The 19,388-nt window shown below is 63.4% G+C and carries 16 protein-coding genes; 9 read left to right on the top strand and 7 right to left on the bottom strand.

The features are described 5' to 3' along the window. Positions 1–49: 49 nt before the first annotated feature. From carB to carA, 3 genes are read right to left on the bottom strand one after another with little or no spacing between them, the layout of a single operon-like run. The gene (carB, locus tag BLW56_RS02275; protein WP_093509037.1) at positions 50–3,370 is read right to left on the bottom strand and encodes a carbamoyl-phosphate synthase large subunit; all 3,321 of its coding nucleotides are present in this window, start codon (positions 3,368–3,370) and stop codon (positions 50–52) included. After that, a complete protein-coding gene (locus BLW56_RS20275; RefSeq protein ID WP_143043328.1) occupies positions 3,370–3,675 on the bottom strand; it encodes a hypothetical protein in 306 nt (101 codons plus the stop codon). Before BLW56_RS20275 ends, carB begins: the two co-directional genes overlap by 1 nt. Next, on the bottom strand, positions 3,672–4,856 hold the full coding sequence (gene carA / locus BLW56_RS02285) for a glutamine-hydrolyzing carbamoyl-phosphate synthase small subunit (protein ID WP_093509039.1): 1,185 nt from the start codon (positions 4,854–4,856) through the stop codon (positions 3,672–3,674). The genes BLW56_RS20275 and carA overlap by 4 nt, the downstream gene beginning before the upstream one ends. Before the next feature lie 132 nt (positions 4,857–4,988). On the opposite strand from carA, the gene BLW56_RS02290 reads away from it, so the two are divergent. The 6 genes from BLW56_RS02290 to BLW56_RS02315 all read left to right on the top strand — a co-directional run bounded on the left by BLW56_RS02290 (position 4,989) and on the right by BLW56_RS02315 (position 11,986). Continuing rightward, a complete protein-coding gene (locus BLW56_RS02290; RefSeq protein ID WP_093509040.1) occupies positions 4,989–5,441 on the top strand; it encodes a GatB/YqeY domain-containing protein in 453 nt (150 codons plus the stop codon). A gap of 55 nt (positions 5,442–5,496) precedes the next feature. Then, positions 5,497–7,383, top strand: a complete 1,887-nt coding sequence (gene dnaG / locus BLW56_RS02295) for a DNA primase (protein WP_093509041.1) — start codon at positions 5,497–5,499, stop codon at positions 7,381–7,383. A 38-nt stretch (positions 7,384–7,421) separates the two neighbouring features. Beyond that, complete coding sequence (rpoD, locus tag BLW56_RS02300; RefSeq protein ID WP_093509042.1) at positions 7,422–9,443, top strand: RNA polymerase sigma factor RpoD; 2,022 nt, start codon at positions 7,422–7,424, stop codon at positions 9,441–9,443. A 378-nt stretch (positions 9,444–9,821) separates the two neighbouring features. Then, positions 9,822–10,118 (top strand): PspC domain-containing protein, encoded by a 297-nt coding sequence (locus BLW56_RS02305; RefSeq protein WP_093510745.1) that lies wholly within the window; start codon positions 9,822–9,824, stop codon positions 10,116–10,118. A 259-nt stretch (positions 10,119–10,377) separates the two neighbouring features. Further along, positions 10,378–11,049, top strand: coding sequence for a DUF6975 family protein (locus tag BLW56_RS02310; protein WP_093509043.1), 672 nt, complete (start codon positions 10,378–10,380; stop codon positions 11,047–11,049). Between the two features lie 91 nt (positions 11,050–11,140). Further along, a complete protein-coding gene (locus BLW56_RS02315) occupies positions 11,141–11,986 on the top strand; it encodes an AAA family ATPase (RefSeq protein WP_093509044.1) in 846 nt (281 codons plus the stop codon). Between the two features lie 8 nt (positions 11,987–11,994). On the opposite strand, the gene BLW56_RS02320 is transcribed toward BLW56_RS02315, so the two are convergent. Continuing rightward, on the bottom strand, positions 11,995–13,392 hold the full coding sequence (locus BLW56_RS02320; RefSeq protein ID WP_093509045.1) for a methyl-accepting chemotaxis protein: 1,398 nt from the start codon (positions 13,390–13,392) through the stop codon (positions 11,995–11,997). Between the two features lie 129 nt (positions 13,393–13,521). Here BLW56_RS02320 and BLW56_RS02325 point away from each other — a divergent pair, with 129 nt between their 5' ends. From BLW56_RS02325 to BLW56_RS02335, 3 genes are read left to right on the top strand one after another with little or no spacing between them, the layout of a single operon-like run. Further along, positions 13,522–14,700, top strand: a complete 1,179-nt coding sequence (locus BLW56_RS02325; protein ID WP_093509046.1) for a vWA domain-containing protein — start codon at positions 13,522–13,524, stop codon at positions 14,698–14,700. A 31-nt stretch (positions 14,701–14,731) separates the two neighbouring features. Further along, complete coding sequence (locus BLW56_RS02330) at positions 14,732–15,538, top strand: lipid II flippase Amj family protein (protein WP_093509047.1); 807 nt, start codon at positions 14,732–14,734, stop codon at positions 15,536–15,538. Next, positions 15,531–16,379, top strand: coding sequence for a DUF817 domain-containing protein (locus BLW56_RS02335; RefSeq protein WP_093509048.1), 849 nt, complete (start codon positions 15,531–15,533; stop codon positions 16,377–16,379). Before BLW56_RS02330 ends, BLW56_RS02335 begins: the two co-directional genes overlap by 8 nt. Here the strand turns inward: BLW56_RS02335 and BLW56_RS02340 are convergent. The 3 genes from BLW56_RS02340 to BLW56_RS02350 are packed head-to-tail and all read right to left on the bottom strand — an operon-like array spanning position 16,376 to position 19,385. After that, positions 16,376–17,620 (bottom strand): M24 family metallopeptidase, encoded by a 1,245-nt coding sequence (locus BLW56_RS02340; protein WP_093510747.1) that lies wholly within the window; start codon positions 17,618–17,620, stop codon positions 16,376–16,378. The genes BLW56_RS02335 and BLW56_RS02340 overlap by 4 nt on opposite strands. A 14-nt stretch (positions 17,621–17,634) precedes the next feature. Then, positions 17,635–18,834, bottom strand: coding sequence for an exo-beta-N-acetylmuramidase NamZ family protein (locus BLW56_RS02345; RefSeq protein WP_093510746.1), 1,200 nt, complete (start codon positions 18,832–18,834; stop codon positions 17,635–17,637). A gap of 2 nt (positions 18,835–18,836) precedes the next feature. After that, on the bottom strand, positions 18,837–19,385 hold the full coding sequence (locus tag BLW56_RS02350; RefSeq protein ID WP_093509049.1) for a DOMON-like domain-containing protein: 549 nt from the start codon (positions 19,383–19,385) through the stop codon (positions 18,837–18,839). Positions 19,386–19,388: the final 3 nt, after the last annotated feature.

A 19,388-nucleotide genomic window follows, 5' to 3' on the forward strand; every position in this document is an offset into this window, starting at 1 on the left:
GGGCGGCTGCGCCGCTGTTCCGTCAATGTCGGGGAGTGGGAGCGGTGCCTTAATAATAGTCCTGAAGCGGCTTCACTTCAAGAGAGTGCGCGCGGAGCGCCCCGATCGCCTGCGTCGCGGCATCACTCGCCGCGGCGGTGGTATAATAGGCGATATCGGCGGCGAGCGCCGAGGCGCGGATCGACTGCGAATCCTGCAGCGACTGCCATCCCTCGGTCGTGTTGAAGATCAGTTGCACATCGCCGTCCTTGATCCGGTCGACGATATGCGGACGGCCTTCGGCGACCTTGTTCACGCGCTCGATCTCGACGCCCTGCGCCGCGAGATAATCGGCGGTGCCGCCAGTCGCGACAACCTTCCAGCCCCAAGCCGTCAGCTGGCGCACGGCATTCACGATCCGCGGTTTATCGCTGTCCTTAACCGACACGAAAACGCGGCCGTCGGTCGGCAGACGGTCGCCCGCGCCGAGCTGCGCCTTGGCGAAGGCCAAGTTGAAGTTGCTATCGATTCCCATCACTTCGCCGGTGGACTTCATCTCGGGCGACAGCACGGGATCGGTGCCGGGGAAACGCGCGAAGGGGAAGACCGCTTCCTTCACCGCGACATGCGCGATGTCACGGTTGATCTTGGGCAGGTCGGCGAGCTTTTCGCCCGCCATCACACGCGCTGCGATCTTTGCGATCGGCGACCCCACCGCCTTGGCGACGAAGGGCACGGTGCGGCTGGCGCGCGGATTGACCTCGATCAGGTAAACCTCGTCGCCCTTGACCGCGAACTGGATGTTCATCAGTCCGCGGACCTCGAGCGCGCGGGCAAGCGCGTCGGCTTGACGCTCGATCTCGGCGACGATCTTGTCCGACAGGCTGTACGGCGGGATCGAACAGGCGCTGTCGCCCGAATGGACGCCGGCTTCCTCGATATGCTGGAGCACACCCGCGACGACCACATCGGTCCCGTCGCACAGCGCATCCACGTCAACCTCGATCGCGTCGCGCAGATAACGGTCGATCAGCACCGGCGAGTCGCCCGATACCTGCACCGCGGTCTCGATATAATTTTCGAGCTGCGCCTGATCGTCGACGATCTCCATCGCACGGCCGCCCAGCACGTAGGACGGGCGCGTGAGCACCGGATAACCGATGCGCGCCGCGACCGCGACGGCTTCCTCGCGGCTGCGCGCGATGCCGTTTTCGGGCTGCTTGAGGCCGAGCTTGTTGACCAGCGCCGCGAAGCGCTCGCGGTCTTCGGCGAGGTCGATCGCGTCGGGCGAGGTGCCGAGGATCGGGATTCCCGCCTCGGCCAGTGCCTGCGCAAGCTTGAGCGGCGTCTGCCCGCCGAACTGCACGATCACGCCGACGAGTTCGCCCTTCGACATTTCGACGTGCAGGATTTCGAGCACATCCTCGGCGGTCAGCGGCTCGAAATAGAGGCGGTCCGACGTGTCATAGTCGGTCGACACCGTCTCCGGGTTGCAGTTGATCATGATCGTTTCATACCCCGCCTCTTCGAGCGCGAAGCAGGCATGGCAGCAGCAATAGTCGAACTCGATCCCCTGCCCGATCCGGTTCGGACCGCCACCGAGAATGACGACCTTCTTCCGATCGCTCGGGTTCGCCTCATTCTCCGCCTCGCCGAAGGTCGGCGCTTCGTAGGTCGAATAGAGGTAGGGCGTTTGCGCCTGGAATTCGGCGGCGCAAGTGTCGATCGTCTTGAACACGGGACGCACGCCGAGCTTGTGGCGCAGCGCACGCACTTCGGCCTCCGTCACGCCGCCGGTCATCGCCTTGACCGCTTCGTGAATGAGGCCGCTGCCCCGCGCGGTCGCGCGCTTCGATCCGGGGCGAAGGTTCGCCGACTGGAGCGCGAGATACGCAAGGCGCTTGTCCGAAAAGCCCATCGCCTTGAGCCTCCGCAGCCCTTCGGCATCGCGCGGCAGGCCGTTTTCGCAGACATCCTGCTCGGCGGCGACGATCTCGGCGATGCGCTCGAGGAACCACATGTCGTAACCCGCGACGCGATTGATCTCGGCCAGCGGCAACCCTTCGCGGATCGCCTGCGCGGTATTGAGCAGCCGGTCGGGGGTGCGCTGTGCCAGCTCGTTGCGGAGTTGATCGTGCGTCGCGCCCTTGAGGCGGTCGACGAAATTGAAGCCCGAAAGCCCGGTCTCCAACCCGCGGAGCGCCTTCTGCAAACTCTCATGGATCGTCCGCCCGATCGCCATCACCTCGCCGACCGACTTCATCGCGGTCGACAGCGTCGCCTCGGCACCCTTGAACTTCTCGAAGGCGAAGCGCGGGATCTTGGTGACGACATAGTCGATCGTCGGTTCGAACGACGCCGGGGTGACCCCGGTGATGTCGTTCATGATCTCGTCGAGCGTGTAGCCGACCGCCAGCTTCGCCGCGACCTTGGCGATCGGGAAACCCGTCGCCTTCGACGCGAGCGCCGACGACCGCGACACGCGCGGGTTCATTTCGATCACGATCAGCCGGCCGTCCTTGGGATTGACCGCGAACTGCACGTTCGACCCGCCCGTCTCGACGCCGATCTCGCGCAGCACCGCGATGCTCGCGTTGCGCATGATCTGATATTCCTTGTCGGTCAGCGTCAGCGCCGGCGCGACGGTGATGGAGTCGCCGGTATGCACGCCCATCGGATCGACATTCTCGATCGAACAGATGATGATGCAATTGTCCTTGCGGTCGCGCACCACCTCCATCTCATATTCTTTCCAGCCGAGGAGCGATTCCTCGATCAGGACTTCGGTCGTCGGCGAGGCGATCAGGCCGCCGCGGACGATATGCTCGAACTCCTCGCGATTATACGCGATGCCGCCGCCCGTGCCGCCCATGGTGAAACTGGGGCGGATGATCGACGGCAGGCCGGTGCGTTCGAGCACCGCGAATGCCTCGTCGAGCGTGTGCGCAATGCCGCTGCGCGCGCTTTCCAGCCCGATCTTGTCCATCGCGTCGCGGAACTTGATCCGGTCTTCGGCCTTGTCGATCGCCTCGGCATCGGCGCCGATCATCTCGACGCCATATTTCTCCAGCGTCCCGTCGTTGAACAAAGCCAGCGCGGTGTTGAGCGCGGTCTGCCCACCCATCGTCGGCAGCACCGCATCGGGGCGCTCCTTTTCGATGATCTTCGCGACGATCTCGGGCGTGATCGGCTCGACATAGGTCGCGTCGGCGAGGTCGGGATCGGTCATGATCGTCGCCGGATTGGAGTTGACGAGGACGATGCGATAGCCCTCCTCCTTCAGCGCCTTGATCGCCTGCGTCCCCGAATAGTCGAACTCGCACGCCTGACCGATAACGATCGGGCCGGCGCCGATGACGAGGATGGATTTAATGTCGGTTCTTTTTGGCATTATTTCTGTTCTTCTGCTGCGTATGCTTCGTTGCCGACGAAGCCGAGTTTGATGTGGTTCGCGAATTCAGGCTTCTTCAGCTCTCGAAACACGCAATCGAACGTTTCGTATTTTGCATCCGGCTCAGGCGCTACGGCGACCAAATTATCGCTGTCGAGTTTCAGAGTGCCCGGCTTTGCGCCGCATTGTGCTTCCACGCGCGCTAGCCCTACCTTCAACCTTTCTGCTTCGGAACTTGCCGAATTGGTCGCGCATCCTGTGACCATCAGAACGGCCATGGTTACTGAAGCGACGCGGATGATCACGTCAGCCCACCCACAAACTTCTCGAACAGATAGAAGCTGTCCTGCGGCCCCGGGCTCGCCTCGGGGTGATATTGCACGCTGAACGCATTCTTGCCCGTGATCGCGATGCCGCAGTTCGATCCGTCGAACAGGCTCTTGTGCGTCTCGACCACGCCAGCCGGCAGCGTCGATGCGTCGACCGCGAAGCCGTGGTTCATGCTGGTGATCTCGACCACGCCATCTTCGGCGCGCTGCACCGGATGGTTCGCGCCGCGGTGGCCCTGATGCATCTTCACGGTCTTCGCGCCCGCAGCGATGCCGAGCATCTGGTGGCCGAGGCAGATGCCGAAGATCGGCACGTCGCGTTCGAGCAGACCCTGGATCACCGGCACCGCATAGTCGCCCGTCGCTGCGGGATCGCCGGGGCCGTTCGACAGGAACACGCCCGCGGGCCGGTGCCCCAGCACCTCGTCGAGGCTCGCCGTCGCGGGCACCACGGTGACGCGCGCGCCGGCTTTTACGAGGTTGCGGAAGATATTGTCCTTCGCGCCATAGTCGATCGCGACGACATGCGGCCGCTCTCCGCCTTCTTCGGTCGCATAACCATGCCCCAGCGTCCACGCGCCGCCGGTCCAGTCGCCAGTGTCGGTGCGGCTGACGCCCTTCGCGAGATCCATACCCTCGAGCCCCGCCCAGCCGCGCGCCATGGCGAGCAGCTCGTCGACATCGAACTTGCCCTCGGGGCTGTGCGCGATCACGCCGTTCGGTGCGCCCGCGTCGCGGATGCGGCGGGTCAGCGCGCGCGTGTCGATGCCCGCGAGGCCGATCACGCCCTGCTCGATCATCCATTCGGGCAAAGTCTGGACGCTGCGGAAATTGCTGGGCGCCGTCGGCAGCTCGCGCGTGATCGCACCGAGCGCGCCGTGCACGCCGCGTTCCATATCCTCGGGGTTCGCGCCGACATTGCCGATGTGCGGGAAGGTAAAGGTGACAACCTGACCCGCATAGCTGGGGTCGGTCAGGATTTCCTGATAACCCGTCATCGACGTATTGAAACAAATCTCGCCCACCGCGGCGCCGCTTGCGCCGTAACCGACGCCCCACAGGATCGTGCCATCGGCAAGGACAAGGACGCCAGTCGCGCCAGAGGGCTGGCTTTTGGGCGCGGCTTTAGGCGCCACTGGGGGGTTGGCAGGTGCCATTCAACATGCTCCGGACGGGGGGCTAAACGGCCGACCAAGTAGGAGGCAAAAAAGTGATTCACAAGCTATCGGATTAGGAAACTTCTCGCTAGAGAGGGCCTTTCCGAAATTTGCAGCGCATGGGGACACGTGATGATTCGCGACGACATCAAGGCTGCGCAGGTTGCCGCCATGAAGGGCGGCGACAAGGCGCGTTTGGGCACCATCCGGCTGATGCTGGCCAAGATCAAGGACAAGGACATCGAACTGCGCACCGGCACCGCGCCGGCCGACGACGATGTGCTCGTCACCGACGTGCTCCAGAAAATGGTCAAGCAGCGCCGCGAATCGATCACCATGTACGAACAGGGCGGCCGGCAGGAACTGGCCGACATCGAAGCCGCCGAGGTCGCGGTCATCGAGGACTTCCTGCCTGCACAGCTTTCCGAAGCCGACGCGACAGCAGCGATCAAGGCGATTGTCGACGAACTCGGCGCGACCAGCCCGAAGGATATGGGCAAAGTGATGGCCGCGGTGAAAGACCGGCTCGGCAGCCAGCTCGACATGAGCAAGGCATCGGGTTGGGTGAAGGCTGCACTGTCCTGATCTTTGCCCTTCGCACCCGCTTGCGGGCGTGGGCGGGCGTGGGCATATTTCGACCATGAGCCTCACCCCGCAATGGCTGGACGAACTGCGATCGCGGATCACGCTGTCCACGCTCATCGGGCGGACGGTAAAGGTCACGCGTGCGGGGCGCGAGTATAAGGCGTGCTGCCCTTTCCATGACGAGAAGACGCCCAGCTTCACGATCAACGACGAAAAAGGCTTTTACCACTGCTTCGGCTGCAGCGCGCATGGCGACGCAATCCGCTGGATGACCGACCAGCGCGGGCTGTCGTTCATGGACGCGGTCAAGGAACTCGCCGGTGAGGCAGGAATGGAGGTTCCTGCCGCCGATCCACGCGCCGCAAAAAAGGCCGAGGAGCAGGCGAGCCTGCGCGACGTGACGCAGGCGGCGGCCGACTGGTTCACGCAGCAGCTTGGCAGCAGCAATGGAGCGCCCGCGCGAGAATATCTTGCAAAGCGAGGCATTTCGGAGGCGACCCGCAAGGCCTTCGGCTTCGGCCTCGCGCCCGAGAGCCGCAGCGCGCTGAAGGAGGCGCTCAAGAAATTCCCGACCGCGATGCTCGTCGAAGCGGGTATGCTGATCGCGGTCGACGACAAGGAGCCGTACGACCGGTTCCGCGGCCGCCTGATGATCCCGATCCGCGACGCACGCGGGCGGGTGATCGCGTTCGGGGGGCGCATCCTTGGCGACGGCGAGCCCAAATATCTGAACTCGCCCGACACCCCGCTCTTCGACAAGGGGCGGACGCTCTACAATCTTGACAAGGCCAGTCCCGCATCGCGGCAGACGAACCGGATCATCGTCGTCGAAGGTTATATGGACGTGATTGCGCTCGCCGAGGCCGGCATCGCCGACGCGGTCGCGCCGCTCGGCACCGCACTCACCGAGAATCAATTGGGCATGCTCTGGCGCATGGTACCCGTACCCGTGCTCTGCTTCGACGGCGACGGGGCGGGACAGAAGGCGGCGATGCGCGCGGCGATGCGCGCCCTCCCCCTGCTTCGTCCCGGCTTCAGCCTGTCGTTCGCGACGCTTCCCTCCGGGCAGGATCCCGACGATCTCGTCCGCGCGCGCGGCGCGGCCGGATTTGCCGATATCCTGGACGAAGCCCAGCCGCTCGTCGAGCGCCTCTGGGCGCATGAGGTCGCGGCGGGACCGCTCGCAACACCCGAAGAACGCGCCGCGCTCAAGACGCGCCTGCTCGCCCACGCCGACGCGATCGAGGATGCCGACGTGCGGCATCATTATCGCGAGGCCTTTCGCGAACGGCTCGACGCGTTGTTCATGCGCAAACAGCCCGATCGCGGTCCACGCCAACCGTGGGCGCCAAATCCCCCGCGCGGCGGATTTGGTGGAGGCGGCCGTCGCTTCGCCCCCGATCCGCGATTGCAACCTCCGGCCGACGAAACGCGTTTCATCGGGCAAGCCGGAATCGCGGCACCGTTGATCGCCGCCCTCATCGGCGGACTGTTGCGTTATCCGGCGGTTATCCGGCACCATGATGAGGAGCTGGCGCGACTATCAATCGGCGATCCCGCGGACGCCGAACTGCTCGATGCGATGCTTGACATCGCGATGCGGCAGGAAGGGCTTGATTGCGAGGGGTTGCTTGCCATATTGGAGCCAATGAAAGTGTATAATAGGGCGACGACATTGCTCAGAGCCGATGGAATGCACTTCTCGTTCAATCGCTCGCCGAAAAAGAATGAGGCCATCGATCACAATCGGGCGCAGAGGGAACTTTCGGAGTTTATCTCTCTCGTGAACACGCAGACGGAGCTGAAAATGCGCCGGTTGCAGGCCGATGAAATCGCCAGGGCCAGACTCGATGAACAATCCATCGCGGAGCAGAACCGGCTGCGGGCGATGGATGAAGACCTGATGCACCGGCTTCAGGCGCTGCGCGAAGGCAACGCCTAGAACCGAAACCCCTTATTGCCCCAAGGCAAGGAACCAGAATGGCCACCAAGAACACCGCTGCCGAAGCCGATACCGACGCCCCGCTGATCGACCTCAATGAGGCCGACGTCAAAAAGCTGATCGCGCGCGGCAAAAAGCGCGGTTACCTGACCTATGACGAGCTGAACGAGGCGCTGCCGCAGGACGAGATGTCGTCCGAGCAGATCGAGGATATCATGTCGGCGATCTCCGACATGGGCATCAACATCGTCGAGAGCGACGAGGATGTTCAGGAAGAGGCCGAGCAGGAAACCGACGACGAGGTCGATGTTTCGGCCGGCACCGGATCGGTGTCGAACCCGGCGATCGAGAAGAAGAAGGAAACGGTCGATCGCACCGACGATCCCGTTCGCATGTACCTGCGCGAAATGGGCGCGGTCGAACTGCTCAGCCGCGAAGGCGAAATCGCGATCGCGAAGCGTATCGAGGCTGGCCGCGACACGATGATCCTTGGCCTTTGCGAAAGCCCGCTGACTTTCAACGCGATCATCGACTGGTCGACCGCGCTCAACAACGGCGACATGCAGCTGCGCGAAATCGTCGATCTCGAAGCGATGCTGTCGAAAGACCCCGCGCCCGAAAATCTCGATGAAGAGGGCGCCGAGGACGACGGCGAGATCAGCGAAAAGACCGCCGGCGTCTCGTTCAAGGACGAGGATGAGGTCGAGGAAGAACCCTCGGCAGACGGCGACGACGAGGATGGCGAAGGCTCGTCGGGCAAGCGCGAAAGCTTCGAAGAGGATGAGGAAGACAACACCCTCAGCCTCGCCGCGATGGAAGAGCTGCTGAAGCCGGACGCGCTCGAAAAATTCGCGAACATCACCAAGAGCTTCAAGGCTTTCTCAAAGCTGCAGGAAGCGCGCCTCGAATCGCTGTCGGGCGGCGAGGAATTCCCTGCAGCGTCGGAGAAGAAATATCACAAGCTGCGCGAGGAACTCACCGCGCAGGTCGAAAGCGTGCAGTTCCACGGCACCAAGATCGAATATCTCGTCGACCAGCTCTACAGCTACAACCGCCGCCTGACCGCGCTCGGCGGCCAGATGCTGCGCCTTGCCGAACGCCACAAGGTGCCGCGCAAGTCGTTCCTGGACAATTATGTCGGGCGCGAGTTGGAAGAGAATTGGCTCGACGACGTCGGCTCGATCGACAAGAAATGGGCCGCCTTCGCCGAGAACGAAGCCGGCGCCGTCGACCGCATTCGTATCGAAATCAGCGAAATCGCGCAGGCGGCTGGCATGAGCCTCGTCGAGTTCCGCCGCGTCGTGAACATGGTCCAGAAGGGTGAGCGCGAGGCGCGTATCGCCAAGAAGGAAATGGTCGAGGCAAACCTGCGCCTCGTGATCTCGATCGCCAAGAAATATACGAACCGCGGCCTGCAGTTCCTCGACCTCATTCAGGAAGGCAACATCGGCCTGATGAAGGCGGTCGACAAGTTCGAGTATCGCCGCGGCTATAAATTCTCGACCTATGCGACCTGGTGGATCCGGCAGGCGATCACCCGCTCGATCGCCGATCAGGCGCGCACGATCCGCATCCCGGTTCACATGATCGAGACGATCAACAAGCTGGTCCGCTGCAGCCGTCAGTTCCTCCACGAAAGCGGCCGCGAGCCGACGCCGGAGGAAATGGCCGAGCGTCTGTCGATGCCGCTCGAAAAGGTCCGCAAGGTGATGAAGATCGCCAAGGAGCCGATCAGCCTCGAAACGCCGATCGGCGACGAGGAAGACAGCCACCTCGGCGATTTCATCGAGGACAAGAATGCCGTCATCCCGGTCGACGCCGCGGTGCAGTCGAACCTCAAGGAAACGGTCACCCGCGTCCTCGCGTCGCTCACCCCGCGTGAGGAGCGCGTGCTGCGTATGCGCTTCGGCATCGGGATGAACACCGACCATACGCTGGAAGAAGTGGGCCAGCAGTTCAGCGTGACCCGCGAACGTATCCGCCAGATCGAGGCGAAGGCGCTCCGCAAGCTGAAGCACCCGTCGCGCAGCCGCAAGATGCGCAGCTTCCTCGACCAGTAAGCCCCTCGGGCCCTAGGAAACATCAGACACCCCGCCCTCACCGGCGGGGTGTTTCGTTTTGCACTCTGGATCAAAGCCTTGATCCGATGGTGCGCTGCACAATTTTTCTGCGCCGCCTTCTTTAAATCTTCACCTTCACGTCCCAGATAGCCTCCGTCGTCGGCTGCGGAGAGCTTCATCATGGGTTCAGGCGCAGCCCATCAAACGGCAATCATTCCCACTCATTGGGAAACAGCGCGCAAAAGTTGGCGGGAAGACTGTCGGGGCGAGACAGAAAAAGCCCGGAAATTCGAGGGACTGCACAAATTGGCACGGGCTTTGCGATGCATTGGGCATCGGCGCAGGCCAGTGCCCGCAGCCAAAGGGAAAGACAAAAAGATGGAAAACGAAACCACCAACCTCTTCCGCCGCCGCGATACGTTTTTCGGTATCTGCGAGGCCGTTGGCCAGGACTTCGGCTTCAACCCGCTGTGGCTGCGCCTTGCCTTTGTCGCGCCGCTCTTCTTCTTCCCGGTCCAGACCTTCATCGGCTATTTCGCCCTTGGCCTGGTCGTTCTCGCCTCGCGCCTGATCTTCCCCGCGAAGACGGCACCCGCTGCACAGCCGGCGCCGAGCGCCGTCGAAGTCGCCGCACCGCAGGCCGAAAAGACCGAGGAACTCGCACTCGCAGCTTGAGCGGCGGCGGCCGGGCACCCTCTCCCCGTCTGGCCCTCCGTTCCAATGGCGTCTTCTGACGCCGCATCGACGGGACCGGCAAGCTTCCCCCGGGGCTTGCCGGCCTCTTCGTTTTCGATGCTTTGTCCCTGACTGGAACAGACCCGCGGCAAATCAAACCGCTGCCTATAAACGCGTCGTTTACAACGTTGCGCTATGACCGATCGCTGTAATTCCATTGGCTTGGGCCCAGCGCCCCGGCCCCAGCGAGGATCAAGCGTTGAGCCAGTCGACCCAGCCCCTAGCGCAGACGCGCGGCGTCGCCGAACTGCTCGATTCGCTGGTCGCCAGCGACGGGACCGGCGCACATCCGCATGTCCGCTCGGGCGCGCTGTCGAACGGGCCCGACGCGATGCGCAACCTCGCCGACGCCGTCCACTTCCTTTGCCTGCTCCACGGCCGCTATCCGGGCGTGATAGACAATGCCGCGCGCAAGACGGTCGACGCCGCGACACGCCAGTGGATGGGACAAGCGGCCGAAGCCTTCGCCCATGAACGCGCGTTCCTGACCAAAATCGCCTCCGCCGTCGGCCCGGTGCCGAGCACGCAGGGCCAGGCACAATGCGAAGCCGCGGTCGCCGCGCAGCGCAAGGCGATCGATATGCTCGCCGAATCGGACCGCAACGGCTGCGCCGTCGGCGCGGCGATTGCACTCACGCTCGACTGGCGCACGATCCGCGTCCTGCTCGACATCAGCGCGCAGCGGCTCGACCTTGCTCCGCCGACCTGCACCCTCCCCGACCTGCGCGATACCGCCCGGCTTGCCGCGAGCGTTGCGGAAACGCCCGCTGTGGAGCGCGCGATGGTCTTTGGCGCTCAGCAGTTGATCACCCAGCACAGCGGCTTGTGGGATCTCATGGCCGCCCGCGCCGCAAGTCGCCTGCACCCATAAAGCCCATCAGCGTGCCCGGGCGCGCTTGCGCCCTTCCCGCTCCATCGCTATGCCTGCTTGACGTTCACGTTAAGGGAAAGGCTGCGAGCCGATGCGTTTCGAAGGTACCAGCGCCTATATCGCCACCGACGACCTGAAGGTCGCGGTCAACGCTGCGACATTGCTCCGCCGTCCGCTGCTCGTGAAGGGCGAACCCGGCACCGGCAAGACCGTGCTGGCCGAGGAAATTGCGAAAGCGTTCGACGCGCCGCTGATCACCTGGAACATCAAATCGACGACGAAGGCGCAGCAGGGCCTGTACGAATATGACGCGGTCGCGCGCCTGCGCGACGGTCAGCTCGGCGAAGAGCGCGTTCACGACATCCGCAATTACATCCGCAAGGGCAAATTGTGGGAGGCGTTCACCTCGCCCAAGATGCCAGTCCTCCTGATCGACGAAATCGACAAGGCCGACATCGAATTTCCGAACGACCTGCTTCAGGAACTCGATCGCATGGCCTTCCACGTCTATGAGACCGACGAGACGGTGAGCGCGAAGGAACGCCCGATCGTCGTGATCACCTCGAACAATGAAAAGGAACTGCCCGACGCGTTCCTGCGCCGCTGTTTCTTCCACTATATCAAATTTCCCGACCGCGACACGATGGCGTCGATCGTCGAGGTCCATTTCCCCGGCATCCAGAAGACGCTGGTCAGCCGGGCGATGGATATCTTCTACGAAGTCCGCGACGTCCCCGGCCTCAAGAAAAAGCCGTCGACGAGCGAGCTGATCGACTGGCTCAAACTGCTCCTCAACGAGGATATGCCGCTCGAGGTCTTGCAGAACCGCGATGTCGGCAAGGCGATCCCCCCGCTCCACGGCGCGCTGCTCAAGAATGAGCAGGATGTGATGCTGTTCGAAAAGCTCGCCTTCATGGCGCGCCGTCAGGGCAGCTAAGCCGCCCGTCAGAGCTGGTAGGCGACCTCGACGTCGCCCCAGCGGCGGCCGTTGATCACCGCCGGCATATAGACGTTGCGCACCGTCAGATAATTGATGCCGTCACCTTCCTGACGATAGACGGTCATAAAGAAGGGCGCGGTGCTGCGCTTCGCGGCGGCGTCGGTCTCGTCATAGAGCAGGCGGCCGTTGCGGCAATGCGCGGTGTCATGCTCGATGTCGCCCGTGGGCGCACGCGAGCATTCGGTGATGTGTGTCGGCAGGAAGCCGTTCATATCGCCCGCCGACGACATCTTGATTTCGGGATGACTGGCAACGATGCGATCGAACAGCGGGCGCCAGTTGGCATCGGCCCAGTCGCAGAGCGTCGTGCGGAAACGTTCGGGATTCGAGTTCGGAACGCGTACATAATTGGTATCGAAGAGCTGCTCCATCGACAGATCGCCGCGCGCTATCGCGGTTTCGGCCAGCCCGACGAATTCGTCACGAACCTTTGCAGCCAAGGCGACGATCGCCGAATCCTGCGGCGATACGCCCGCCGAGATCACCGCGTTGAACATGCGGTTCGACACATGTTCCATCGACAGGATCGAATCGCGCGTCCCCACCAGCGTCGAACTATTGTCGCGCACCGAAGTGACGACGCGGTCGAGCGCCTCGCGCACCTTCGCCCCGTTCGCATGAACCATCGCCGAACTCTGCGCGATGCGGTCGCTCTGGTCGTCGAGCAGGGCAACAAGATGCGTCGCATCGTGCAGCGCGTCGGTGATCGTTTCGAACTGCGCCTCGGCACGGCTCGACTGTTCGACCCCTGACTGGATTTCGGTGACGAGCCCGCTCGCCTCGGCGGCGAGGCTGCCGATGCTGCGACGGATTTCGTCGGTGGCGCCGCGCGTGTTCTGCGCGAGTTTCTTCACCTCGGCGGCGACGACGGCAAAGGTGCGTCCGGCATCGCCGGCGCGCTCCGCCTCAATCGCGGCATTCAATGCGAGCATGTTGGTGGTCTTGGCGATCGACTCGATCGACTGACTGACCTGCTGCACCTGTTCCATCACCGCGGCGAAATTGGTGACATGCGTGCCGAGCCGCGCAACAAGGTCGATGACCGAACGGAATTCGGTGACCGCGGCATTGACGCGTTCAGCGCCGGCGTCGAGCTGCTCGCACGCCCGCGCGGACAGCAATTTCGCCTCATCGGTCGAATCGGCGATCTGACGCTGGTCGGCTTCAAGGCTGACGACATAATCCTCGAGACGGCCAAGCTCGCTGATCTGGCGGTCCATCTGGTCGGTCGCGCGCTCGATCCGTCCCGCGGCATCGCTGCATCCCACCGCCAGTTCGCCGCAATCGCTCGCGACCGACTGGTCGAGAATCGGCGCCGCCGGATTGATCGGATCATATTTCATTGGCTTGCCCGCGTCCCTGAATGATCGAGGAGATATGGCGGGCAATGGTTAATGGGGCGTCAACTCGCCAGAGCTTTACGTTCACGTAAAGTGATTGCGCGCGCCGCGCGAACGCGATACGCCTGCCCCATGTTTTTCGGCTTCCTCGACGAGCTTCGCGCTGCGGGCATTCCCGCAAGCCTGAAAGAGCATCTGATGCTGCTGGAGGCGCTCGACCGCGAGGTGATCGATCGCAGCCCCGAGCAATTCTATTATCTGTCCCGCGCGATTTACGTGAAGGACGAAGGCCTACTCGACCGTTTCGACCAGGTGTTCAACAAGGTCTTCAAGGGCATCATTTCCGATTACGGCCAGAATCCGGTCGATGTTCCGGCCGACTGGCTGAAGGCGGTCGCCGAAAAATTCCTCACGCCCGACGAAATGGCGGCGATCGAGTCGCTCGGCGACTGGGACAAGATCATGGAGACGCTGAAGGAGCGGCTCGAGGAACAGCAAAAGCGCCACGAGGGCGGTAACAAGTGGATCGGCACCGGCGGCACCAGCCCGTTCGGCAATTCGGGCTATAATCCGGAGGGCGTGCGGATCGGCGGCGAGAGCAAGCACAAGCGCGCATTGAAGGTCTGGGAAAAGCGCGAGTTCCAGAACCTCGACAACACCAAGGAACTCGGCACCCGCAACATCAAGATCGCGCTCCGCCGCCTGCGTAAATTCGCACGCGAAGGCGCGGCCGACGAGCTCGACATTCCAGGCACGATCGACGGCACCGCGCGCCAGGGCTGGCTCGACATCAAGATGCGCCCCGAACGACGCAACGCGGTCAAGCTGCTGCTGTTCCTCGACGTCGGCGGATCGATGGATCCGTTCATCAAGCTCTGCGAAGAATTGTTCAGCGCGGCGACGACCGAGTTCAAGAATCTCGAATTCTTCTATTTCCACAATTGCCCCTATGAGGGCGTGTGGAAGGACAATAAGCGCCGCTGGTCGGAACGGCACCAAATGTGGGACATCCTCCACAAATATGGTCATGATTACAAAGTGATCTTCGTCGGCGATGCGTCGATGTCGGCCTATGAAATCACCCATCCCGGCGGCAGCGTCGAGCATTTCAACGAAGAGTCCGGCGCGGTCTGGCTCCAGCGCATCACCCACGTCTATCCCGCCGCGGTGTGGCTCAATCCCGTGCCCGAGGCGCATTGGGGCTACACCCAGTCGGTGAAGCTGATCAAACAGCTGATGAACGATCGCATGTACCCGCTCAGCCTCGCCGGGCTGGACGATGCGATGCGCGAGTTGACGCGAAAGCATTGACGCGGCGTGGGCGACCGCTAGGGGCGCGAATATGATCGACCTCCCCCTCGTCACCATCCTGCTGCTCACCGGCTTCATCAACCTGATCGGCGCGCTGGCCTATGCGGCGCGCATCGCCGGCGTTCGCACGCGGCGCATCGCCATGTCCTTCGCGCTGTTCAACATCCTCGTGCTCTTTTCGCGCACCTCGAACAGCTTCCTCGGCCCCTTTCTCGCCAAAAGGATCGAGACGCGCATCCATGACGGCAGCGGCGCATCGCTGTTCATCGACATGCAGTTGGTGCTCGCCGCGGCGAGCGTCGCGACGCTGATCGGCATCCTGCTGGTGCCGACGGGCCAGCGCATGTTCGCCACCGCGATCGGCTGGTACCAGAACAACCGTTCGACGACGAAGCTGGCGCTGAAGGCCGCGAGCCCGAGCGGACTGCGCACATTAGGCCGATCGCTGACCGTCCCCAGCCTGTCGCACCTCAAAAGCTGGAAGATGCCCAAGGGGATCGGCTGGGGCGTGTTGATCGCCAACTGCCTTGCGCAGTCGCTGCTCGCGGTCGGCGTCGTCGCGTCGCTCTACGCCGGTTATCTGGCGCCCGAGTTTCGCGTCACCGCATCGCAGCTCTCGGCGCTGATCAACGGCTTCGCGACGATCCTGCTCTTCGCCTTCATCGACCCGCAATTGTCGGTGATGACCGACGATGCCGTCGAGGGCAAAGTCGACGAGGCCGATTTCCGCCGCGCGATCACCTTTATCTCGCTAAGCCGCCTCGCCGGCACGATTCTCGCGCAGGCGCTCTTGCTGCCTGCGGCCGCACTGATCGCCTACGTCGCCGTCTATGTCTGAACTGCCGCGCGGCCACAGTCGCTTCCATGCCGTCCGCGCGCGACTGGAAGCGATGGCGGTCGAGCCGGGGCCACGCGGCTGGTTTCTCGAATTTCTCGTCTTCGGCTTCAAACAGGGGTGGGCATGCCTGTTTGGCGGACTGATGCTCGCTCTGCTGCTCGGCACGCATCTCTTCTGGCCCGAGGGCGCGCCGCTCCACCGCTATGATGCGATTACGATCGGCGCGGTGCTGATCCAACTCGGCATGCTCGCCTTCCGACTGGAAACACCGAAAGAAGCCATCGTTATCCTGATCTTCCACATCGTCGGCACGGTGATGGAATTGTTCAAGACCGCTGCGGGGTCGTGGCAATATCCCGAGGCGAGCCTGCTCCACATCGGCGCGGTGCCGCTCTTTTCGGGCTTCATGTACGCCGCGGTCGGCAGTTATATCGCGCGCGTCTGGCGCATCTTCGATTTCCGGTACACCGGCTATCCGCCGATCTGTACGAGCTATCTCCTCGCCGCCGCGATCTACGTCAATTTCTTCGCGCACCACTGGCTGTACGACATCCGCTGGCTGCTGTTCGCCGCGACCGCGCTGCTCTTCTGGCGCTGTCAGGTGTGGTTCCGCCCGCTCCATGTGCATCGTCGGATGCCTTTGCTCGTCGGCTGGGGCCTCGTCGCGCTGTTCATCTGGCTCGCCGAAAATATCGGCACCTTCGCCCGCGCTTGGACCTATCCGAGCCAGAACGACGGCTGGCACATGGTCGGTTTCGATAAGCTCGGCAGCTGGTATCTGTTGATGATCATCAGCTTCGTGCTCGTCAGCCTCGTCCAGCGGCCGAAGACGCCCGATTAACCGAACGGATTGTCGATCGACGGCGGCGGTTCGCTGAACCATTCCGGGCCGCTGTCGGTCATGTAGAAACAATCCTCGAGCCTTATGCCGAACTCGCCGGGAATATAGATGCCGGGTTCGTTCGAGAAGCACATGCCGGGCGCGAGCTTCGTCGTTTCGCCGCGTACCAGATTGACCGGCTCGTGCCCGTCGAGCCCGATGCCGTGGCCGGTGCGATGCGAGGTGCCGGGCAGCTTATAGCCGGGCCCCCAGCCGAGGCTTTCATAATAGGCGCGCACCGCATCATCGACCTTGCCTGCCGGCGTGCCGAGTTTGGCCGCGGCGAACGCCACATCCTGCCCCTTACGCATCTGGTCCCAGACCTGCCGCTGGCGTGCCGTCGCCTTGCCGTAAACGAAGGTGCGCGAGATGTCCGATTGATAGCCGTGCACCGTCGCACCGCAGTCCATCAGCACGACCTCGCCGCTCTTCACCGCCTGCGGCTTGCCCGATCCATGCGGATAGGCGCTCGCCTCGCCGAGCAGGATCAATTCGAACTCGCTCCTGCCGCCGAGCGCTTCGGTCGCGGCCTTCATGATCGCGCCGATGTCGGCGGGCGTCATCCCTGCCTCGACCCGCGGCGCGGTGTGGCGATAGGCGGCGAGCGTGATGTCCGCAGCGATCTGCATCAGCGCGATTTCGGCGGGCGACTTGTGCATGCGGCATCCACGCACAACCGGCGCGCCATTGACCACGGTCACGCCGGGCATCGCTTTCTCAAGCCCGTCGACCGCGAAATAGCGCACCGTTTCCTCGACGCCGATGCGGCCCTTGGTCAGCCCGCGCTTGCCGAGCCATGCCGCGACCGCGGCGAGCGGGTTCTCATCCTCGTTCCACGTCAGCACCTCGGCCTCGACACCCAGGCTCTCACGCACCGATGGCTCCTCGAAGAAAGGTGTCACGATCGCGACCTCGCCTTCGCGCGTCAACACCGCAGCGGTCAGCCGCTCGCTGCGCCCCCATCTGACCCCAGTGAAATAAATGAGGCTCGATCCCGGTTCGATCAGCAGCGCCCCGATATCATTCGCGCGCATCAGATCCTTCGCCTTGGCGATGCGTGCCATCCGCTCTGCCTTGCCGATTGGCACCGCCTTGGCGGCAAGATTGGGGAGGCCCGCCGTATCGGCGGCGAGCACCGACACGGGCAATGTTGCGGCGAGGCCAGCAAGCGTCGCCGTCCCGAGAAATTGCCGTCGGTGCATCATCGTCCCCTTCGTCAGTAAATCAGCAGGTCGGCGATTTCGCCCCGCCAACCCGCCTCGTCGGGCATTGCCAGCGCATCGAGATCGCCCGCATCCGCGCCGGCATCGTCGACCCATTCGCGCAGGCCCGGTCCGCCATTGATCACATCGATCGCGAGTACATCGTCGGTGTACTCATATTTGAAATCCTTGCCGCGCCAGATCGGATAGTCCGGATAGAGGCTGCGGATCGCCTTGAAGCCCAATGCCTGCACACGCCAGGGCTGGAACGCCTCATCATCGTACCACGGCCCGTCGGCATGGATATGGACACCGCTGTTGAGCTGGCCGACATGCTTGTGGAAGGTCGGCTGAAACCAGATATCGCGCAGCTTGCATCCGCCGAGCCACTGCGGCGCGAGGCGCTGCATTTCGGCGATCACGGCTTTCGCGTCAATATCGGGCGCGCCGAACAGTTCGAGCGGACGCGTCGTGCCCCGGCCCTCGCTCAGCGTCGCGCCCTCGACCATCACCGTGCCGGCATAGGCCCGCGCCATATTGACGTTCGCGGCGTTGGGGCTGGGGTTGATCCAGACGCGGTCCGTCGGCCAGCCGAAGCCGGTGCCTCTCGGATCCCACCCTTCCATCCCGATCACCCGATAATCGACGTCGAGGCCGAAGTGACGGATGAACCAATGCCCGATCTCGCCCATCGTGAGGCCATGACGCATCACCATCGGCCCCGCGCCGACGAAGCTTTCCCAACCCGGCAGGAGCTGCGTACCCTCGACGGGACGCCCCGCGGGATTGGGCCGATCGAGCACCCATACCGCCTTGCCGTGCTCGGCGGCGGCTTCGAGGATATACAGAAGCGTCGTCACATAGGTGTAGATGCGGCAGCCCAGATCCTGCAGGTCGACGAGCATCACGTCGAAGGTGTGCATCGACTGACCGCTCGGCCGCCGCACCTCGCCATAAAGGCTGAATACCGGCATGCCATAGGTCGGATCGGTGAAGTCGGGGGACTCCATCATATTGTCCTGAAGGTCGCCGCGCACACCATGCTGCGGTCCGAACACCGCGGTGATATCGAGCCCCGCAGCGACGAGCGCGTCGAGGCTGTGCGTCAGGTCGGCGGTGACTGAAGCGGGATGCGCGAGCAGCGCGACGCGCTTTCCTTCGAGCGGTTTGCGAAGCGCCGGATCGGCGAGCAGGCGGTCGATACCGAAGAGAATAGTCATGCCGCGTCGGGTGCCCCAAGCGTGAGTGCAAAGCAATCGGGATGATGGAAGTCGGGTTTGCCCGGCGGATGCGCGAGCGCCCAATAGCTTTTCGTGCCGTCGAGTTCCTCGATCACCGCAGACAGCGCCAGCTTGGCGCCATTGTCCGGGAAAATCCCCGGCTCGATGCGCAGCGCATAGCTTTGCTCGCCCTTCTCGGCCGCCATCTCCCACGGCGCGAGATCATCCGTGCGCAGCAGCGAGCGATAATCGTCGAACTGGTAACAGGCCCAGCGGCCATCGGGGCCATAGTTGAACTCGGTATAATCGGGTTCGCCATCTTCGGTCAGAAAGGCCTCGAAACAGGTGCTTTCCCAAAGGCCGTCGGTCGCGCTGTCGGCGATCACGAGTTCGCCCTGTCCGTCGGGCAAGACCAGCGCCGGGATCGCCCCGTCGACCAGGAAACGCAGGGCAAAGCCATCGTCGAACGACAAGGTGATTTCGACCGCAACCGCGCGCACCGCCTTGCCCGGCGTATCGGGGTGACAGATCAGTTCCCTGCGCATGCT

It is taken from the genome of Sphingopyxis sp. YR583, assembly GCF_900108295.1.
Taxonomy (GTDB): domain Bacteria; phylum Pseudomonadota; class Alphaproteobacteria; order Sphingomonadales; family Sphingomonadaceae; genus Sphingopyxis.

Coding starts and splice junctions, on each gene's coding strand:
- BLW56_RS02305 (WP_093510745.1), top strand. CDS start 9,822: ATGGAAAACGAAACCACCAACCTCTTCCGCCGCCGCGATACGTTTTTC.
- BLW56_RS02340 (WP_093510747.1), bottom strand. CDS start 17,620: ATGCACCGACGGCAATTTCTCGGGACGGCGACGCTTGCTGGCCTCGCC.
- dnaG (WP_093509041.1), top strand. CDS start 5,497: ATGAGCCTCACCCCGCAATGGCTGGACGAACTGCGATCGCGGATCACG.
- carB (WP_093509037.1), bottom strand. CDS start 3,370: ATGCCAAAAAGAACCGACATTAAATCCATCCTCGTCATCGGCGCCGGC.
- BLW56_RS02330 (WP_093509047.1), top strand. CDS start 14,732: ATGATCGACCTCCCCCTCGTCACCATCCTGCTGCTCACCGGCTTCATC.
- BLW56_RS02290 (WP_093509040.1), top strand. CDS start 4,989: ATGATTCGCGACGACATCAAGGCTGCGCAGGTTGCCGCCATGAAGGGC.
- BLW56_RS02350 (WP_093509049.1), bottom strand. CDS start 19,385: ATGCGCAGGGAACTGATCTGTCACCCCGATACGCCGGGCAAGGCGGTG.
- rpoD (WP_093509042.1), top strand. CDS start 7,422: ATGGCCACCAAGAACACCGCTGCCGAAGCCGATACCGACGCCCCGCTG.
- BLW56_RS02335 (WP_093509048.1), top strand. CDS start 15,531: ATGTCTGAACTGCCGCGCGGCCACAGTCGCTTCCATGCCGTCCGCGCG.
- BLW56_RS02320 (WP_093509045.1), bottom strand. CDS start 13,392: ATGAAATATGATCCGATCAATCCGGCGGCGCCGATTCTCGACCAGTCG.
- carA (WP_093509039.1), bottom strand. CDS start 4,856: ATGGCACCTGCCAACCCCCCAGTGGCGCCTAAAGCCGCGCCCAAAAGC.
- BLW56_RS02315 (WP_093509044.1), top strand. CDS start 11,141: ATGCGTTTCGAAGGTACCAGCGCCTATATCGCCACCGACGACCTGAAG.
- BLW56_RS02325 (WP_093509046.1), top strand. CDS start 13,522: ATGTTTTTCGGCTTCCTCGACGAGCTTCGCGCTGCGGGCATTCCCGCA.